The 18627-nt window shown below is 40.8% G+C and carries 15 protein-coding genes and 1 pseudogene; 6 read left to right on the forward strand and 10 right to left on the reverse strand.

The genetic code is table 11. The features are described from left to right. Positions 1-42 precede the first annotated feature (42 nt). Positions 43-993 (reverse strand): DDE-type integrase/transposase/recombinase, encoded by a 951-nt coding sequence (locus CBS1_RS10565; RefSeq protein ID WP_014452073.1) that lies wholly within the window; start codon positions 991-993, stop codon positions 43-45. A gap of 125 nt (positions 994-1118) precedes the next feature. On the opposite strand from CBS1_RS10565, the gene CBS1_RS09520 reads away from it, so the two are divergent. Then, a complete protein-coding gene (locus CBS1_RS09520; protein WP_033191062.1) occupies positions 1119-2969 on the forward strand; it encodes an ABC transporter substrate-binding protein in 1851 nt (616 codons plus the stop codon). Positions 2970-3037: 68 nt separating this feature from the next. On the opposite strand, the gene mnmL is transcribed toward CBS1_RS09520, so the two are convergent. Genes mnmL through CBS1_RS09550 form a run of 6 tightly spaced genes read right to left on the reverse strand, consistent with a single transcriptional unit; the run spans position 3038 to position 9830 of the window. Then, positions 3038-3880: a tRNA modification radical SAM protein MnmL/YtqA gene (gene mnmL / locus CBS1_RS09525; RefSeq protein WP_241685519.1), complete on the reverse strand. Its 843-nt coding sequence runs from the start codon at positions 3878-3880 to the stop codon at positions 3038-3040. A gap of 41 nt (positions 3881-3921) precedes the next feature. Then, positions 3922-5154, reverse strand: coding sequence for an amidohydrolase (locus CBS1_RS09530; RefSeq protein ID WP_090222362.1), 1233 nt, complete (start codon positions 5152-5154; stop codon positions 3922-3924). After that, positions 5154-5483 carry a ribosome silencing factor gene (gene rsfS / locus CBS1_RS09535; RefSeq protein ID WP_033192397.1) on the reverse strand — a complete coding sequence of 110 codons (330 nt, stop codon included), beginning with the start codon at positions 5481-5483 and terminating at the stop codon, positions 5154-5156. The genes CBS1_RS09530 and rsfS overlap by 1 nt, the downstream gene beginning before the upstream one ends. A 27-nt stretch (positions 5484-5510) precedes the next feature. Continuing rightward, complete coding sequence (locus tag CBS1_RS09540; protein WP_090222363.1) at positions 5511-6821, reverse strand: bifunctional folylpolyglutamate synthase/dihydrofolate synthase; 1311 nt, start codon at positions 6819-6821, stop codon at positions 5511-5513. Beyond that, on the reverse strand, positions 6818-9421 hold the full coding sequence (locus CBS1_RS09545; protein WP_090222364.1) for a valine--tRNA ligase: 2604 nt from the start codon (positions 9419-9421) through the stop codon (positions 6818-6820). Before CBS1_RS09545 ends, CBS1_RS09540 begins: the two co-directional genes overlap by 4 nt. Beyond that, a complete protein-coding gene (locus CBS1_RS09550) occupies positions 9399-9830 on the reverse strand; it encodes a GGDEF domain-containing protein (RefSeq protein ID WP_090222366.1) in 432 nt (143 codons plus the stop codon). Before CBS1_RS09550 ends, CBS1_RS09545 begins: the two co-directional genes overlap by 23 nt. 166 nt (positions 9831-9996) lie before the next feature. Between CBS1_RS09550 and CBS1_RS09555 the strand changes: the two genes are divergently transcribed. The 5 genes from CBS1_RS09555 to CBS1_RS09570 all read left to right on the forward strand — a co-directional run bounded on the left by CBS1_RS09555 (position 9997) and on the right by CBS1_RS09570 (position 14672). Further along, positions 9997-11112: an MFS transporter gene (locus CBS1_RS09555; RefSeq protein ID WP_052107048.1), complete on the forward strand. Its 1116-nt coding sequence runs from the start codon at positions 9997-9999 to the stop codon at positions 11110-11112. 62 nt (positions 11113-11174) lie between these two features. Then, positions 11175-12548 carry a 23S rRNA (uracil(1939)-C(5))-methyltransferase RlmD gene (rlmD, locus tag CBS1_RS09560; protein ID WP_090222368.1) on the forward strand — a complete coding sequence of 458 codons (1374 nt, stop codon included), beginning with the start codon at positions 11175-11177 and terminating at the stop codon, positions 12546-12548. A gap of 6 nt (positions 12549-12554) precedes the next feature. Further along, positions 12555-12965 carry an SAM-dependent methyltransferase gene (locus tag CBS1_RS10570; RefSeq protein WP_203225738.1) on the forward strand — a complete coding sequence of 137 codons (411 nt, stop codon included), beginning with the start codon at positions 12555-12557 and terminating at the stop codon, positions 12963-12965. A 21-nt stretch (positions 12966-12986) separates the two neighbouring features. After that, positions 12987-13265 carry a hypothetical protein gene (locus tag CBS1_RS10575; RefSeq protein WP_203225737.1) on the forward strand — a complete coding sequence of 93 codons (279 nt, stop codon included), beginning with the start codon at positions 12987-12989 and terminating at the stop codon, positions 13263-13265. A 213-nt stretch (positions 13266-13478) separates the two neighbouring features. Further along, complete coding sequence (locus tag CBS1_RS09570; RefSeq protein WP_033191068.1) at positions 13479-14672, forward strand: FprA family A-type flavoprotein; 1194 nt, start codon at positions 13479-13481, stop codon at positions 14670-14672. Positions 14673-14716: 44 nt separating this feature from the next. On the opposite strand, the gene CBS1_RS09575 is transcribed toward CBS1_RS09570, so the two are convergent. The 3 genes and pseudogenes from CBS1_RS09575 to CBS1_RS09585 form a co-directional block, all read right to left on the reverse strand. Beyond that, complete coding sequence (locus tag CBS1_RS09575; protein ID WP_033191069.1) at positions 14717-15712, reverse strand: 2-hydroxyacid dehydrogenase; 996 nt, start codon at positions 15710-15712, stop codon at positions 14717-14719. Positions 15713-15732: 20 nt separating this feature from the next. Next, positions 15733-17051, reverse strand: a pseudogene (gene iscB, locus CBS1_RS09580) (RNA-guided endonuclease IscB). 260 nt (positions 17052-17311) lie between these two features. Continuing rightward, on the reverse strand, positions 17312-18499 hold the full coding sequence (locus CBS1_RS09585) for an amidohydrolase (RefSeq protein ID WP_033191070.1): 1188 nt from the start codon (positions 18497-18499) through the stop codon (positions 17312-17314). Positions 18500-18627: the final 128 nt, after the last annotated feature.

The raw sequence follows: 18627 nt of genomic DNA on the forward strand, positions 1-18627 counted from the left end.
GAAAAAGTGAGCAAGAGAAAGATAATAGAATTTAAGATAGTGTTAACTTGTAGTGATGAAAGAGTGTAAGTGTGAAAGAATGAGATTGATATTACCATTGTGCGTTTTCCAAAGATTCTTCACTACACAAAATCCTTGAATATATTTCGCTAAATTCTTCGTATTCTTCAGCCCTCGCTTGAGTCGGAAAAAGTCTTTCAACAATGAAAACTTGGATTCACATTGATTGTTTTTACCGAGCGGTACCACTACGTGATTGATATTTCTGAACAACAGCTTTACTGCACTTTCATATGCACCAAGTCCATCAGTAATAAGTTCAATGTTTCTAGGTTTTGAATTACCAAAGAACTTCTCGAGCAATACTTTGACTTGTCCCATATCACGATACTTTGAGACATGCCAACAAAGAATTAAGTTAGTTTCGTGATCAACTAATAGCCAAACATAGTACTTTTGTTCTTTGAAAACAAGAACAGTTTCATCAGCATGAACTGAGAAAACATTTTCGATGGTAAATGTTGGAAAAAGTACAGAGAATAAAGTACACAATTTAATAACCCATTTGTATATGGTGACATGAGATACTTTGATATTAAGAGAATGAGCAAGAGAGCGATAAGACATATTGTGTTTCATATACAAAACGAAAGCCTTTAAGACGAAAAAGATAGGGAAGCGGAAATATTTAAATTTCTCAGGAATAAGGGTGACTGGTTCGGGGAGGTTAAAAGGTACTCTATCTTTGGTACGACAAGCTCTACAACGGAAGACAACGAAAGAGCGACGGACTTTGTAAATTTGCATAGATTTACCACAAGAAGTGCATTTGGGATAAGGGAAAGAGAAGTTTTTGCGTTTGTGAGAATGGGAGAGTTTGAAAGAATGATGGCAGAGTTTGCAAAGGAATTGTTGGTTACCGTATTTGTCATGACCGTTTTTGTATAAGCTGGTGGAACCGCATTTTGGACAAGAGAGCGTTGAGTTGTTCATATCGGGATACCTCCTTTGTCGAGAGTTGGTTGGGGGGTGTCCCCTCTTTATAAGGATAATGCGGTTTTTGGAAAGTTTCAATACTTTTAGTTAACAGTATCCATCCTTTTGAAGGGGGGATTTTTGTGAAAAAGTGGTTGGTAGTTTTAGCTGGTCTTATTTTTGCGGTCTTAGCACTTGCTGCGTTTGATCCAACTGTCTATGTGGAAGCGACTATAGGTGAGCCGGACACACTTGATCCGCACCTGGCGTACGACACAGCGAGTGGTGAAGTTCTCTTCAACGTGTACGAAAACCTTATCGCTTACAAAGGTAGAAGCGTCAGCGAGTTTGAACCAAGGCTTGCAACAGAAGTCCCAACCGTTAAGAACGGTCTTATCAAAGACGGTGGCAAGACATACGTATTCCCGATAAGAAAAGGTGTCAAATTCCACAACGGTAACCCACTTACACCAGAAGATGTCGAATACTCATTCGAACGTGGTCTGCTTTACGACCCAGAAGGCGGTCCAATGTGGATGCTGTGGTACGCAATATTTGGAGTCCACTCAAGAGATGAAGCACTTGAAGAGTTCGTTGGTAAGTCAGTAGACGAAATATTCGACAAAAGTGGCGAACCAAAAGCAGAATACAAGCAAAAGGTTATTGATTTCTACAAGCAAGTTGTTGATCCAGCGATAGAGGTTCAAGGGGATAACGTAGTGATTAAACTCAAAAGACCATACGGTGCATTTCTCAACATAATAGCGCAGAGTGCTCACTGGGCAGCAATACTTGACAAAGAAACGTGTATCAAACTCGGACTGTGGGATGGTAAAGCAGATACGTGGTGGAAATGGAAGGACATGGAAAAAGAGAAATCACCGCTTTACGCGTACGCCATGGGTACAGGACCTTACAAGTTCGTAGAATGGGATAGAAAACAACAGAAAGTAACACTTGTTGCAAATGAAAGCTACTGGAGAACACCAGCAAAAATTAAGAAAGTCATAATTTGGGGTATTGATGAATGGTCCACAAGAAAGGCAATGCTTGAAAAAGGCGATGCAGACTCGATAGCCGTTGTTCTTGAATACCTTGACCAACTCAGAGGAAACAAGGACATTGAAATTATCGAAAACATTCCAACACTCTCTGTCACAGTTGTTGCATTCGGTTGGTCAGTTAGCCCGAGCAGCAAGTACATCGGCAGTGGTAAACTCGATGGTAACGGTATACCACCTGACTTCTTCAGCGATGTTTATGCAAGAAAAGCTGTTGCAGCAGCAATCAACTACGATGCTCTCATAAGGGATGTTCTTAAAGGATTTGGTAAGAGAATACCAACAGCTTTACCAGAAGGGCTACTTGGGTTTGATCCAACTCTCCCACTCTACAAGTTCAACCTGCAAGAAGTTCAGAACAACCTGAAGAAGGCATGGAACGGACAAGCGTGGCAGAAGGGTATCAAATTCAGCGTTGCATACAACCAAGGTAACATGGCAAGACAAAGGGTTGCGGAAATGATTAAGATGTACATGGAAATGGCAGCACCTGGAAAAGTTAAGATCGACGTTCAACCACTCCAATGGCCAACGTTCCTTGACGCAACAAAACGCGGTGAACTGCCAATATTCATACTTGGATGGCTTGCTGACTTCCCAGACCCAGATAACTTCATATTCACATACTACCACAGCAAGGGTGATTACTCCGGAAGACAAGGAAAGAAATTCCAGGAATTTGTTAGCACACCAAGAAAAGAACTCGGTGGAAAGAGCCTTGATGAACTTATCGAACAAGCAGCAGCTGAAACAGATCCAGCTGTTAGAGCTAAACTCTACATTCAGATCCAGAAGTTTGCCATCGATAACTGCATTAGCATACCAGTCTATCAACCTGTAGGTGTCCGCGTCCAAAGGAAATGGGTCAAAGGTTGGTACGACAACCCAATGAGACCTGGTATGGACTTCTACTCAGTTTGGAAAGAACAATAATCAATAACTAAAAACAAAAACGGGTCGTCCTCTATGGACGGCCCTTTTTTATTTTGTTGTTTATTTTTTCAAATGATTTTAGCCTTTTTGCCCTGATACGTATCTTTTTCGACCAGTCTACGTTCTATCAGATTAACAATCTCTGTCTTCGTTTTTCCCCAATTTCCGAATAGAGTACCAGTTAACGGAGGATCTGCAACTAACCTATGAACAACTATCCGCGGAGAGAGATTCTCAAGGAAGGTCACAGCTCTTTCTACATAGCTCTCAAGTGTGCCTACCTCCAACCGTCCGGCCTTAAACATCTCTCCGAATACAGAACCTTCGACAACATACAGTGAATGAAGCTTTACACCATCAACCTTGAGCGCTGAAAGTATCTTAGCACCTTCTACAACATCCAACATATTATCTCCAGGTAGGTTCAAAATTACATGCGATACGACCTCAAAATCATACTTTTTTAGAAGATTCACAGCGTAAATATACTCAGCTAACGTATGTCCTCTGTTTATTTTCACCAAAGTATGGTAATTTGCAGTTTGTAGTCCAATATCAAACGAAATTTCGATCTTGTATTCTTTTCTTATTTCATCAACCATTTCTAATATCTCTTCATTTATACAATCCGGCCTGGTAGCAATATCAAGTTGGACAATGTCTTCGTCGATAGATTCCACGTATGTTGTCCTCAGAATATCTACAGGAGCGTACGTGTTTGTATAATTTTGAAAGTATGCGATAAATTTCTTAATCCCCTTTTTTCTGTATTTTTCTTTCATTTTTTCTAACTGTTCTCTGATACTCAATCCTGCAAAAGTGCTGAAACCACTGCCTGTTTCATCACAAAAGAAACAACCTGGTTTACCGTTTTCCCTATTTGGACACGTAAATCCTGCATTAAGTGGCAATCTTTGAACTTTTTCGCCATATTTCTTTTTTAGCTCAACACTCAGTTTTCTATACCGGTAACCATCATTGAGAAAGTCGAAAATTTCTTAAGCACCTCCCGTGCGTCTATATTTGGGTATTTCCCATCGATGTAGACAAACCTACCATTCACCATCGTTGCGTAAACCCTATCTGTATAAGCGTGTACAAGATTTTTCAAAAAGTTATCGAGCGGTTGCAATTGCACATTCGATTCCTCGAAAATCGCAAAATCTGCAGGGTTGCCAACTTCGATTGCCCCGCCTTTCATTCTAAGAGCTTCGTATCCGTTTTTTGTAACAGCTAAAAATGCATCTTCGACTTTGAAATTCTCAGGTGAAGAGCTTTTCTGAGCAAGTACAGAAACACGTAAGTCAAACAACAAATTTTGTGAGTTGTTGCTTGCAGGACCGTCTGTGCCTATTGAGATCTTAATGTTCCTCTTTAGCATTTCTGTAACCGGTGGTATTCCATTCCCAAGCTTCATATTGCTCACGGTATTTATTGATGGGTAAGTTCCATCGAGCAATGGTATATCTTGAGGCCTCAATTGGGTGCAATGCACGGGAATAAAGTGTATTTTATCAAATCCGATTTCCATAATTTCTTTCGGAGTGTATTTACCGTACTCCCAGTTATTCTCAAAAAAATGCATAGTTACTGGCATGTCTTCAGCCTTTGCAATCTCCACTATCTTTGCCAGATAACTTCTAGAACAACTGTAGGGTGCATGTGGGCCGAGGCCTATGTAAATTCTGTTTTCATATCCGTTCCAAGTTTCGAACAATTTCAAATTCTCTTCAAGCCTACCATTATCGTCTCCGTCAACATCAACAAGTCCCCTCGTCAAGAGAGCTTTCATTCCAAAATCAGCAACGGCCTTTGCTACCATATCTTCGTGAAAGTACATGTCACAGAAGGCAACTACTCCGTGCGATGCCATTTCCATCATGGAGACTAAAGAACCAAAGTAAACCGCATCTAAGGTTAATTTTTCTTCAGCAGGTAGTATCTTTCCAAACAGCCACTCATTAAACGGAAGGTCTTCTGCGTATCCTCGTAAAAGGGACATAGCAACATGAGTGTGTGTGTTTACAAAACCAGGTGTGACTATCTTCCCCTCAAAGTCTAGAACTTCTTCGTTCTCTAATGGAGTTAGATTCTCCGATACTTCTTTAATTAAACCATCTTCAATTCTAATGTCACATTTCTTCAACTCAAAACCGATAAGGGCCTTTGAACCTTTGAGAAGCATCAGAAAACAACCCTTTCTGCATCGATCCAAAGATGTTCTAAATCATAAAATTCTCTTGCGCCCTTAGTAAATATATGTACCACGATATCTCCAGCATCTATAAGCAGCCAATCGTAGCCCTCTCCCCGGTCGTAATATATAATTTCTTTACCTTTTTCATTGAAAAAGTCCACCACTTCGTCCCTCAAGCTTTTCATGTGTATATTACTGTTTGCTGTGCAGATTACGAAATAGTCCGTTAAGAGTCTTGTCTTACTCATGTTGAGAACAACAGGATCTATAGCTTCCTTCTTTTCAAGTAACACAAGTAAGTCCTTAATCAAGCTAATTTCATCTTTTTCTTTCTGTACCAACACTTACGCACCTCCTATCATCAATTCTTCGCCTATTTTTCCATTTAAAAGATAATCACGTACGTATCCAACCAAATAGAATGAACCTGTCACAAATTTAACTTCTGCTTCAGTTGTCTTAAGCAATTCGACAGCTTTTATATAATCTCGTTCAAACAAAACGTTTTTGCAGTATTTTTTAGCAATTTCGTATGTCTCAGCTACTTTCTCAGCCCTTTTTGACGGAGGTCTTGTTATTATCAACGTATCGAACTTTGGTCCAATCACTTTTAAAACGCCTTCTTTGTCCTTGTCATCCACGATACCGAAAACCGCAGCTTTCCTCTTTTCTGGAAAATACAGATCCAGGTTTTCGGCAAATTTTTCCGCCGCTTGTGGGTTATGGGAACCATCCAGTACAATGTCGTTGACCATTTCAAACCTTCCTGGAATAAATGCCTCTTCAAATGCCCTTTTCACACCATCTTCATCGATTTTTTCAACTAGTTCAAAAGTTTTCAAAGCTAAACCGACGTTGTACAGTTGATGTTTTCCGTTCAGTTTCACTTTGATATTTTTGATAGTTGTGCTACCGTAGTAGTTGTATACATTTGCATTGAATGAAAATTGAACTGGCTCGACGTAGAAATCCTTACCATATTCGTATACCATTGAGTTTTTCTCTCTTGCCACCTGTTTTATAACTTCCAAGGCCGAGTCAGGCATAGCTCCAACGACAACGGGTTTCTGCTCTTTTATAATCCCTGCCTTTTCAAAAGCAATTTGTTCTACAGTGTTACCAAGCACATTTGTGTGTTCTAAAGAAACAGTGCAGATTACAGAGACTTCGGGGATTATAACATTCGTTGAATCGAACCTTCCTCCTAGTCCAACCTCAACACTTCCGTACTCTGCTCTACTTTTCTTCGTTATATAGAAGTACATTGCTGTCATGTACTCAAAAAAACTCGGAGCGAATTCCTCACCTAACTTATCCATTTCTTCAGCGTGTTTTTTAACTTCCAAAGCTGCCTCTACAAATTCATCTTGAGAAATGTATCTTGTGTTGTAGTGGAATCTCTCCAAGATAGTTGACAGATGTGGTGAGTAGAAACCTGTTACGCTGTGTCCGTGATAATACGTGAGGTATTCCAGGAAAGTTGTTACACTGCCCTTTCCATTAGAGCCTGTCACATGGAAATATTTAACTCCAGAATGGGGATTACCCATTCTGGAGAGCAAATTCTCTATCCTGAAAAGTCCGAGTTTCATAGTGTTGTAAGGTCTTGTGAAGTAAAGGTATTTTAAGACTTCAAAAAACGCTTCACACCTCATCCCTGAGCCTCCAGATCGGAGATTATTTGCTCAATCCTATTTATTTGTTCCAAGAATGTTTTTTGCTTTTCTTTTGTTTCCTCAACTATGTCTTCAGGTGCGTTTTTGAGGAAGTTTTCATCTTCAAGTTTTTTGGCAAATTTCTCCAAATCCGTTTTCAATTTTTCAACTTTCTTTCTAAGCCGTTGTACCTCTGCACTTACATCAATGAGTTCACCTAGGGAAACGTAAGCCTCTATATCTAAAGACACGTAAGCCGTTGCACAGAGCTTCGGCCTTGACTCTGTGAACTGGATATTCGAAACATTACCAAGGAATTTGATGTAATCTTGTTCTTCCTCGTTAAGTGTACCCTTTATGAATAGTTCCACCTTCGTTGATTGTGGAACGTTCACTTCTGCTCTAACGTTTCTAACTCCTCTGATGATAGACATTATTTCCTCGAACCTCTTCTCAGCTGCCTCGTCTACGTATTCTTCCGATACCCTTGGCCATGAAGCTACAACTATCGACTCTTCAGCCGTAGGAAGCTTTGTCCACAGTTCTTCCGTTAAGAACGGCATAAACGGATGCAATAACCTTAAGCTCATGTCAAGGACGTAAACAAGAACGTTCTGAACAATTCTTTTATCTTCACTCTTAAGTCTGTTCTTTACAGCTTCTATGTACCAATCACATAATTCATCCCAGAAGAAGTTGTAAATCTCTCCTGCGGCTATGTTGAAATCATAATTGTCTAAAGCTTCTGTAACTTTTCTTATTATTTTCTGCAGTCTTGACAGAATCCATTTGTCTGATAGTTTCAGATGTTCTTTTCGTATTTCGATTTTCTCGAAGTCGTCAAGGTTCATGAAAACGAACCTTGAAGCGTTCCATATCTTATTGGCAAATTTCTTGTAGGTATCAAAGAACCTTACATCGAGTTTCAGGTCTCTGCCTTGTGCTGCAAGGATAGCGAGTGTAAATCTCATAGGATCAGCACCGTATTCATCTATAACTTCAAGTGGATCAATTCCGTTTCCGAGAGACTTACTCATCTTTCTTCCGTATTTATCCCTGACGAGTTGATGGATATATACTTCGCTGAATGGTTTTTCGTTCATAAACTCATAGCCCATCATTATCATCCTGGCAACCCAGAAGAAGATGATATCAAATCCCGTTACCAAGACATCAGTTGGATAGTATCTCTTCAAATCTTCCGTTTCTTCTGGCCAGCCCATTGTACTAAACGGCCAGAGTGCAGAGCTAAACCATGTGTCAAGGACATCTTCATCCTGTCTCAAATTAGTGCTACCACATTTCTCACACAACTTCGGTTCGTCTTCCGACACGTTGTAGTGCCCACAGTTTTGGCATTGCCAGACAGGGATTCTATGCCCCCACCATAGCTGTCTACTAATACACCAATCTCTGATTTCGTACATCCAGTTGAGATAAACTTTCTTCCATCTTTCTGGAATGAATCTGACCTCGTCATTTTCAACGGCTTCTATTGCCCTCTTGGCCAGTGGTTTCATACTCACGAACCATTGGTCCATCAACCTTGGTTCTACAACTGTGTCACATCTGTAGCAGCGTCCTACAGAATGTTTGATTTTTTCAATTTTCACCAAATACCCCTGTGCTTCGAGTTCTTCAACTATAACTTTTCTTGCCTCAGTGGCGGTTAAGCCCTTGAATTTTCCGCCATTTTCATTGATTACGATGTTTTCATCGAAGATATCTACAAATGGCAGATTGTGTCTCTGCCCTATAAGATAATCGTTGGGATCATGTGCTGGTGTTACTTTAAGCGCTCCTGTTCCAAAAGATGGATCAACGTAGTTATCGGCAATTATCGGGAGTTCTCTACTAACCAAAGGTAGTATAGCTGTCTTTCCAACGTATTTTTTATACCTTTCATCTGATGGATGGACTGCAACTGCTGTATCGCCAAGCATTGTTTCTGGCCTGGTAGTTGCTATAATCAAGTAATCATCTTCACCTTTGATAGGATACTTAATGTGGTAAAGCGCACCTTCTTCTTCATGGTACTCAACTTCTTCATCTGAGAGCACTGTTCCACATCTATGACACCAGTTGACGATGTACTTTCCTTTGTAAATTAACCCTTTCTTGTACAAATCCACAAAAACTTTTCTAACCGCTTTAGACAAGCCTTCATCCAAAGTAAAACGCTCACGAGTCCAGTCGACAGACGCCCCTATAGACATTATCTGCTTCTTTATCTCTTCCCTATACTTATTTGCCCAATCCCATACTATCTCCAAGAACTCTTCTCTTGTAAAATCTCTACGACTCCTTCCCTGCGTGGCAAGATACTTTTCAACGGCTGTTTGCGTTGCAATTCCTGCGTGATCTTCGCCGGGAAGCCAGAGTACATCGAAACCTTGCATGCGCTTGTAACGGCTTAGGATATCTTGAATTGTGATATTAAGGGCATGCCCTATATGAATCCTACCAGTTATATTTGGCGGTGGAATAACAATCGAATACTTCGGACCTGTGCCTTTGGGCGTGAAATAGCCTTTTTCAAGCCATTTTTTGTACCACTTCATCTCGATATTTGTTGGATCATAACGTGTTCCTATCTCCATCCTTAGCACCTCCAACCGTACTTATCTCTATATCGCAATCTATTTGGATTTTCTCTGACCCGTACGTTAACAAAAGGTAGTGTAAAGAGTCCTTTATCCTGCTTGCGATCTTTTTTGCTTCGTTGTCATCAATTCCATGGAGTACTATGCAAAAGTCATTACCCTCCATCTTGCAAACGAAATCCTTTGGTATTCTTACACTGTGCTTAATAACTGAAGAAACTCTGGAAAGCACAAAATTTCTTAAATCATCGCTGCTTGCCTGAAATTTGAGCTTTACATGTAAGAGGTAGAACAAATCTTCACTCTGCTTAAGTTGGTCAACTATTCTTTTTGCAAATTCATGGTTTGGCAGTCTTGTAATCGAATCGACCCACTCACCAGTCAATAACTTGTGAAAACCATCCATACGAACTCCTCCTCGGTACTGTTTACATTATTTTACCATACATCTTATGTTGTGGGAATATACCACATGTGTTAGAATAGATAACGAAAATTAAATTGTTCGCATGGCAAACTTTTAAACAACAAACGTTGCGACACAATACCGTGGAAAGGGGTGCGAAAGGTTTATGGGATTAAACATGATGTCTGTTCTATCTGTATTTTCACACTTTTTTCTAGATTTCTACGTATCGTTCTTCAATCCTTTGGGGCCGTTTATAATCCAAAAGTTTCCGATAGAAGTTCGCATGCTAACTTCTTTCCTGGCTTTGTCATCAGCCACAGCCAGTCTTTTCCAAATCTTCTTTGGATTTTTCTTTGATAGGGTGAAGTACACCAAGAGTCTGCTTTTCACGATGTATGTTATGGAAGCATTAGGGATTTCGCTAATAGGCTTATCGACAAACTTTTGGATGTTCATTGCTGCAGTCTTTGTTGTCAGGATTGCGAACTCTGCCTTTCATCCTCTTGGGGCTTCCATGGCCGGCGAGGTTGGGGGAAGAACTGTAGCAGTTTTCTCAATCGCAGGAACGCTTGGAGCCGCACTCGGCCCTGTTTTTATCTCACTTTACGTCTCACATTTTCCAATAGAATCACTTTGGCTAGTAGCACTCCCCGCTGTCGTGCTGGCTTTGTTTTTGCTAAGGATCAACATTCCAAACCGAACGGTTCACAGTCAGAAGTTCGATTTGAAAGAGGTAATGAAGTTACTACCTATATTGCTTGTCGTAACTGTTCGCAGCTTTCTGATGTCAGTTGTGCACACCTACACGCCAATTTACATCACGAACGTGCGTCACTATTCAATCTCACTATCAGGTTTGCTAATAACGTCCGGTATGATAGCAGGCGTTTTTGCCAACTACCTGGGCGTTGTTTTAATGGAAAAAATAGGTGCAAAAAAGCAGGACTTGGTAGCTTTCATAGGCATGGGCCTAACTATATTTTGGTTGATATCTAGTAAAGGCATTGCTTCGATTTTCATTTCCTTTGTACTTTTCGACTTTTTTGGTTTTCTTTTGATGTCTGCAAACGTTGTCCAAGCTCAGAAGATCCTACCGAACAGAAAGGCGTTAGCTTCATCGGTTGCTATGGGATTCGCATGGTCGTTAGGAGATTTCATCGCAACAGGTTATAATTCTGTGGTCGGTAATAACATCATTTTATCATTGGGCCTTGCCATTCCTGTGGCTTTTGTAGCCTCGATATACTTCGGAATAGTCCAGAAATTTGATACAAAATAATAGATGTGCTAAAATTAGTTGGTATGATGAAAAGACTCGATTTTAATAGGAGGAATGGGATCATGATTGACAAAGACTTTTCGAAACACACAAGGGATGTGGGACAAGCTTACACGGTTTACATAGAGCGCTACGCATATGGTGGGTACGGTATCGGGAAACTGCCGGGCGGTAAGTTGGTCTTCGTAGAAGGTACGTATCCAGGTGACTTGGCACAGATCGAAATTCTCCAAGAAAAATCTGATTTGGCTTTTGGAAGACTGGTAAATCTACTAGAAAAGTCAGACATTCGCAGGGCACCGAAGTGCAAATATTTCAATGTTTGTGGCGGATGCCAGATAATGGATGTGGAATACGAGAAACAACTGGAATTGAAAACTCAAATTGTTAAAGAGCAATTAAAACGTATAGGAAAAATCGAAACCGATGTCGCCCGAACAATTCCGAGCGATTTGGAATTCGGTTACAGAAATAAAATGGAGTTTGCATTCTCGTATAGCAACAAGGAAGGCGTTATCCTTGGATTAAAGATGAGAAATAGTAACAGAGTTGTCGATATTGACGAATGTCCAATATCACCCAGCTCGTTTAACAGGGCTTTAGAGGTCGTCCCAGAGATTGTTGAATTAAGCAAAGCTAAAATCTACAATCCGAAAACGCGTTCAGGCATGCTTAAGCATTTGGTTATGAGGTACTCTCACTCTAACAACCAAACTATGGCAATATTCGTCACTAGAACAGAAAGATTTGAAGAAGCGAAGTTTATCAGGGCAGAACTGTTGAAGAGAGTTCCTCAGATAAATTCCATAATTCATGTTATGAATTCCTCAGATAGCGTCGTACTAAGAGGGCCGTACAAAACGCTTTACGGCTCAGGTGTTTTGGAGGTAGAGATGGATTATGAAAAATTCCAAATTCCTCCGACGGCATTTTTTCAAAACAACTATCATGTTGCTGCTAAAATGATAGAATACGTTACAAAACAGCTTGATTTGAAAGGTAGCGAAAGGGTGTTGGACCTCTACGCTGGTGTTGGAACATTCAGTATGCGTTTAGCCATGCTCTCAAAACACGTCACAGCTGTTGAGAGCTCTCATATAGCAGTTAAGGCTGGGAAAGCGAACGCGAATATAAACAATTTGAGAAATGTGAAATTTGAAGAAGCAGATGTCGAAGAATATCTAAAATCGTTTGATAACAAAGTCAACATTATAGTCCTTGACCCACCGCGGAGCGGGGCTGGAAAAGAAGTGTGTGAAGAGATAATACGGATCAGCCCAGAAAAAATAGCTTATATCTCGTGTGATCCTACAACTCTGGCAAGAGATTTGGCGATTCTGAAGGAAAAGTACAAAATAATCTCCGTCCAGCCTTTTGATATGTTCCCTCAGACGTATCACGTGGAAACTGTTGTGTTATTAGAGAAATCGGAGTGATTATACTTGGAAGCAAATCGTTATAGAGATTACATCTCTTCGGAAACGATGATGGGTCCAAACTGTGTAGTGATTCTCGAGGAGTTATTAAATAAATACCCTTTGAAAGTAGGCACTGATGATTTGGTCCTTGACTTAGGATGTGGGAAAGGACTATCAAGTCTTGTCATCGCAAAGGAAACTGGTGCGAAAGTTTATGCAGTTGATCTTTGGATAACTGAGCAAGAAAACTGGAAGCGATTTTCAGAATGGAGCATTGATGATAAGGTAACACCTATTTGTGAAGATGCAAATAATCTGCGTTTTGAAGAAAGGATATTTAGCGCCATGATTAGCATCGATTCCTACCACTATTTTGGTGGTGAGGTTGGGTTTTTTCAAGAAAAAATACTTCCACTTTTGAAAGACGGCGGATAGGTCCTGATAGGCATTCCAGGAGTGAAGGATGAATACGCAGCACAAGTAGAAGAACTCCTATCAGATTGGCTTGGCGATGATGCCAAGATGTTTAAAAGTCCTAAAACTTGGAAGGGGCTCATTGGTGAGAACGAAAGAATAGACTCTGTAGTGACGTGGGAAATGGATGGTTTTGAAGCTGCGTGGGTAGACTGGCTCACAATTGGCAATGAACATGCGTATAAAGATATGCTATACTATGAAAGGATTATAAAGCCGTACACCTGCCTTGTTGGGATATATGTGAAGCTAAAAGGTTAGTTGTTAATTAACAATCGTCAAAAACTTTTGAAAAAATCAGTTAAAAGAATTAGCAAAAGTTAGATTCAAGTTCAAAAACGAGTACGATACTTAAAACTTTATTTGTTTCGTTGGTTTATTTTGTTAAACATTAGACTTGATATAACATGAAAGGTTTGATATAATCAGATTGAGCGTTAATTTGTAAAATCGTCTCCTTTGGAGGTGCTGATGATGGAGATTGTGGCAAAGATTGTTGACGGTGTTTACTATGTTGGCGTAAATGACAGAGACACGCACTTGTTTGAAAACATTTGGCCTTTGACAAAAGGTGTTTCATACAACTCATACCTTGTGGTCGATGAAAAAACCGCACTTATTGATACTGTCAAGGTTAGCAAGATGAAGGAGTATATTGAGAAGATTGCTCAAATCCTCGATGGAAAACCTCTTGATTACTTGATAATAAATCATATGGAGCCTGATCACTCGGGAGCTATATCATCGATAGTTCACGCTTTCCCGAATGTGAAGATCGTCGGGAACAAAAAGACATTTGAATTTATAAAAGCCATGTATCACTTGGAAGCGAATTTCCACGAAGTAAAAGAAGGCGATGAAATTAATCTTGGCAGTAGGACTTTGAAATTTTATATGACCCCTATGGTTCACTGGCCAGAGACAATGATGACTTACGAGTTGAAGGATAAAATCTTGTTCTCTGGTGACGCTTTCGGCGGTTTTGGCTCACTTGATGGTGGCATTTTTGATGATGAAGTGGATGTTGATTACTTTGAAAACGAAATAAGGCGGTACTATTCAAATATCGTCGGTAAATTTGGTCCGATGGTTCAAAAAGCTCTTCAAAAGCTCTCAGGGCTCGAAATCAAAATCGTGTGTTCCACCCATGGCCCTGTATGGAGAACAGATCCAAATCATATAATAAGTGCATATGATAGGTGGAGCAAATATGAATATGAAGAGGGTGTTGTTATAGCCTACGGAACTATGTATGGGAGCACCGAAAAGATGGCGGACTATATTGCGAGAGTCCTTGCAGAAGAAGGAGTTAAGAACATTAGAGTCATGAACACATCAACAACACACGAATCGTTCATCATTAATGAAATCTGGAGATTTAAGGGTGTAATACTCGGAACATGCACTTACAATAACTGGATCTTCCCACCTATGGAGAACTTGGTAATTAATTTATCTCACAAGGGACTTCCCAACAGAGTCTTCGGCGTTTTTGGAACATACGGTTGGAGTGGTGGAGGAGTGAAGGGATTAGTTGAGTACATCCAAAAGAACAAATGGGAACTGGTTGGTGAACCTGTTGAAGTTCAATTCACGCCAAAAGAGGAGGATTTCAACCGCTTAAGAAAGCTTGCGATTGAGATGGCTAAAGCTGTTAAGAAAGCTTGATATAGAAAGAAAGACCTCCGGCTTGCTGCTGGAGGTCTTTTTTATTACCCTTGGAATATTGATTTTTGTTCTGGAACAAGGTTTGGTGGAATCTTACCTTCTAAGGCGTAAATTACATTGAGTGCTACCATTTCTGACATTCGATCTCTTGTTTCGTAAGTTGCAGAACCTATGTGTGGTAAGAGTACTACGTTATCTAATTTTTCTAAACCAGGTGTGAGCTGGGGTTCGTTTTCATAAACATCAAAACCAGCTCCTGCAATTTTTCTTTCTTTAAGAGCCTCGTAGAGGGCCTTCTCATCAACAACGGGTCCTCTGGCTGTATTAATCAAAATAGCATTTGACTTCATTTTAGCAATTCGATTAGCATCTATGAGGTGATACGTTTCTTTCGTCAGCGGTGTATGGATTGAGATGAAGTCTGAGGTTTCGATAAGTGAATCCAAATCGACGTATTCAGCATTGTACTGTCTTTCTATTTCTTCGGGTAGTCGGTGCCTGTTGAAGTACACGATCCTCATTCCAAATCCCAAGGCTCGCCTGGCCACCGCTTGTCCTATTCTACCCATGCCAATAATACCTAACGTCTTACCGTACAAATCGTACCCGAGGAACAATTTTGGCTTCCATCCTACGAAATTACCTTCTCGCACGAATTTGTCTGCCTCTACTATACGTCTTGCAACAGCCAAAATAAGTGCGAACGCTATGTCGGCAGTTGCTTCCGTCAAAACACCTGGTGTGTGAGTTACAAAGATACCTTTCTTAGTCGCTGCTTCCACATCAATGTTGTTATATCCAACAGCGTAGTTCGCTATGATTTTTGTTCTCTCTAAATTATTTATGAATTCTGCATCTATTGGATCTCTAAGTTGTGTGATTACAGCGTCCGCGGATTTTGCTCGCTTAAGAAGTTCTTCTTTTCCCAAAAAATCTTCACCATAGTATACATCAACTTCAAACTTTTCTTTCAGTATTTCGATTCCTTTTTCAGGGATTGCGTAGGTTATAAATACCTTTGGTGTGCCGAGCGTGATCATCAGAATTATTCACCTCCGACTTAGAGGCACGCGACTTCTGTCGTGTGAGACTTGGAATAGTTTGCTTTCCTCTTGCTATATTGCCAACCATCAGCTATTTGAATCAGCTTGCAGTACTTATAACTTATTCCCTGACAAATCCTTTTGCCATTCGTATCCTTAATGTCGAAAAATCCACTTCCTCTCACTGCTACTGCACCTACCCAAATGCCAGCGTACTTTCCTCGTGGCACAATAGCTTTAACTATATCTCCAGTTTGAAAACCAAAGTGTTTCTTACGTCTTTGTCTATGCCCACGTGGAAAACCAAATTTATCAGTATTGCACATCTGCCTTGTACCACGACCAACTGCATGCCAGATTTGCACGTAACTTTGGGTTATACGTATCTCACTTGACGTGCTCTCACCAACACAGCAAGCATCAAAGTAGTGCTTTTTAGGAAGTCCAAGACGAATGCGATTTGCCTTTGTTAGCGCTCCTGTTCCGTATTCAGCTGGTATTCCAAAACCGCTTAATGATTTGCGCAGATATGAGCGTATTGAATTCATGAATGCTGGTTGCTTGTATGTTTGCCTTGCCTGCTCTTCAACATGTGGGTATCCAAACTCAGCAGCTGTTTTGTTGCCCTTCTTTTGGTTACACTCACGGCAAGCAAGTGTTAGATTTGATACTCTATCTGTGCCACCTCTTGACCTTGGTACGATGTGGTCGATTTCCAGTGGTACGTCACTTCTACCACAGTACGCACACTTTCGTCCCCACTTTTCCAAAAGATATTCCCTTACCTCGTAGCCAAAAAGCGTGCCTCGTTGGTATTCGATACCAGAAATCTCTGGATTTTGCAACTTTTGAGTATCGAACTTTGCATCTTCGATGGATATTGCACTTATTGGCAACAGCTTTGTCAGTTTCCTTACCGCATTTATAAGCTGGTTTACTCTTGCTTTGAACGATGGTGGCAGCCACCCTTCAGGCCGTCTGCGATTTAGAAACCTAGGCTTTCGATATCTAGTCTTTCTGTTTCTTCTGCTTCGACGAACAGCACATCTGGCATCAAGTTTTTGCTTTATGTCTGTTTTGTGGTGTATCTCGCAAAGAAAAACTGTTTCTGCTACATCTCCGTCTTCTCGCAAAACTGAAAGACCAGTAACCTTCGCTCCTTGGTCGAGTTTTAATCTTAAAGGTTGTAACTCGCTTTGCTGTACTGTTCTGTCTTTTAGACGTATAGTGAACGGATGCATTTTGTGAACCACTGCCCTGCCACGACTAACTGTCTTGCGCGCTTTTCTGAACAGGGCATCAGAGGCTTTTTGTTTTTGTCCAACACAAACACCATACTTATCACTCCATGAAAATGCCCTAACGGGCCTTGTGACGCGCTAAAGCGGTCTCACTTTAGCACTCTCCTCGCCAATGTTGGTAGCCGGCGCGTGTGCTGGTCCGTTTCGCCCACACCCCAAAGGTTGTCTGCAACCAGCACTTCCAGTGTCCGGGACTGGAGAAGCATCCCGGAGTGGGTCTTGAGCCTACTACCAACGTAGCACCTTCGTCCCCTTGTCCTTCGGGTCCGGTGCTTAGGCTGGTCAACCAGGGCTTTTACAAGCCCTCGACTTCAGTCGGGGGTAGTTGACCCCACCATTTAACTTCCTGTCCTTCGATGAAGACTTTTTCAACTCTTGCTTGTGGTAGGAATGGGTCATTATCCCATATAACAATATCCGCATCCTTCCCTGGTTCCAGTGATCCAACTCTGTCATCAATCCCAAGAATCTTTGCTGGGTTTATTGTCAACATCTTCAGAAGGTCTTCTCTTTTTGCGCCGTACTTCATCGCTAAAGCTGCGTGGACATTTGCGAACTCCAAGTGTATTACTGGATGGTCAACCATAATTGCCGTCAGCACACCTTTTTCATTGAGAATTCTCACATTTTCATAAGTCAGGTCTTTGAGTTCTATTTTGCTTCTAAAATCATGTGGTCCAACGACGACAGGGACGTTATTTTCAACAAGGTAATCAGCTACTTTGTAAGCCTCTGTGCCGTGTTCTATTACTAGTTTAAAACCAAACTCTTTGGCAATTCGTATAGCTGTGACGATGTCCTGTGCTCTGTGTGCATGGATGCGTGCTGGAATTTCACCTTTCAGCACCAGTTCCCCAATCTCGAGCTTCGGGTCTCTATCGAGAAAAACACCATCTTTTTCCAAAGCTCTTTTTTTCTTCTCCATATAATCTTGGACTTTCATGAAGTAGTTTCTCATCACCGCGGCGATTCCCATTCTAGTAGAGGGCATCTTCTTCATCTCACCGTAAACTCTTTTTGGGTTCTCACCTGTAGCCATCTTCAAACCGGCTGGTGATTTTACTATACAATGATCAACGATATGTGACTTAAATTTTAAGATAGCACCTTGTCCACCGATGACATTTGCACTTCCAGGAACTATCATAACGGTCGTAAAGCCACCATTTAAAGCACGTTTAATGGCCGTATCGTACGGATTGAAAGCGTCAATTGCACGGACATCTGGGGTTACAGGATCTGTCATTTCGTTTCCATCCTGAACAAATCCTATTCCCTCTTCAAACAGACCAATATGTGAGTGTGCGTCTATAAATCCTGGAAGGACGAATTTCCCAGCTGCATCGACAACCTCAACCATTTTGTCTTTCAACTTAATAGATTTACCTATTTTCGCGATCTTTCCGTTTTCAATAAGGATATCACCAACAAATGTACCAGATGTAATTGTTACGAGTGTTCCTCCCTTTATAAGTGTTTTCATACTCTTCCTCACCCCTTGTCTTGTTTATCTAACAACACGCAAAATAATTATAACACTTTTAATTCGTAAAGCGAACTAAGAATTTTTGATTTTTTCTGAAATTTAACCTTGTTACATAGCCAAAAACT

The sequence above is a fragment of the Fervidobacterium changbaicum genome (genome assembly GCF_004117075.1).
GTDB classification, from domain to species: Bacteria; Thermotogota; Thermotogae; order Thermotogales; family Fervidobacteriaceae; genus Fervidobacterium; species Fervidobacterium islandicum.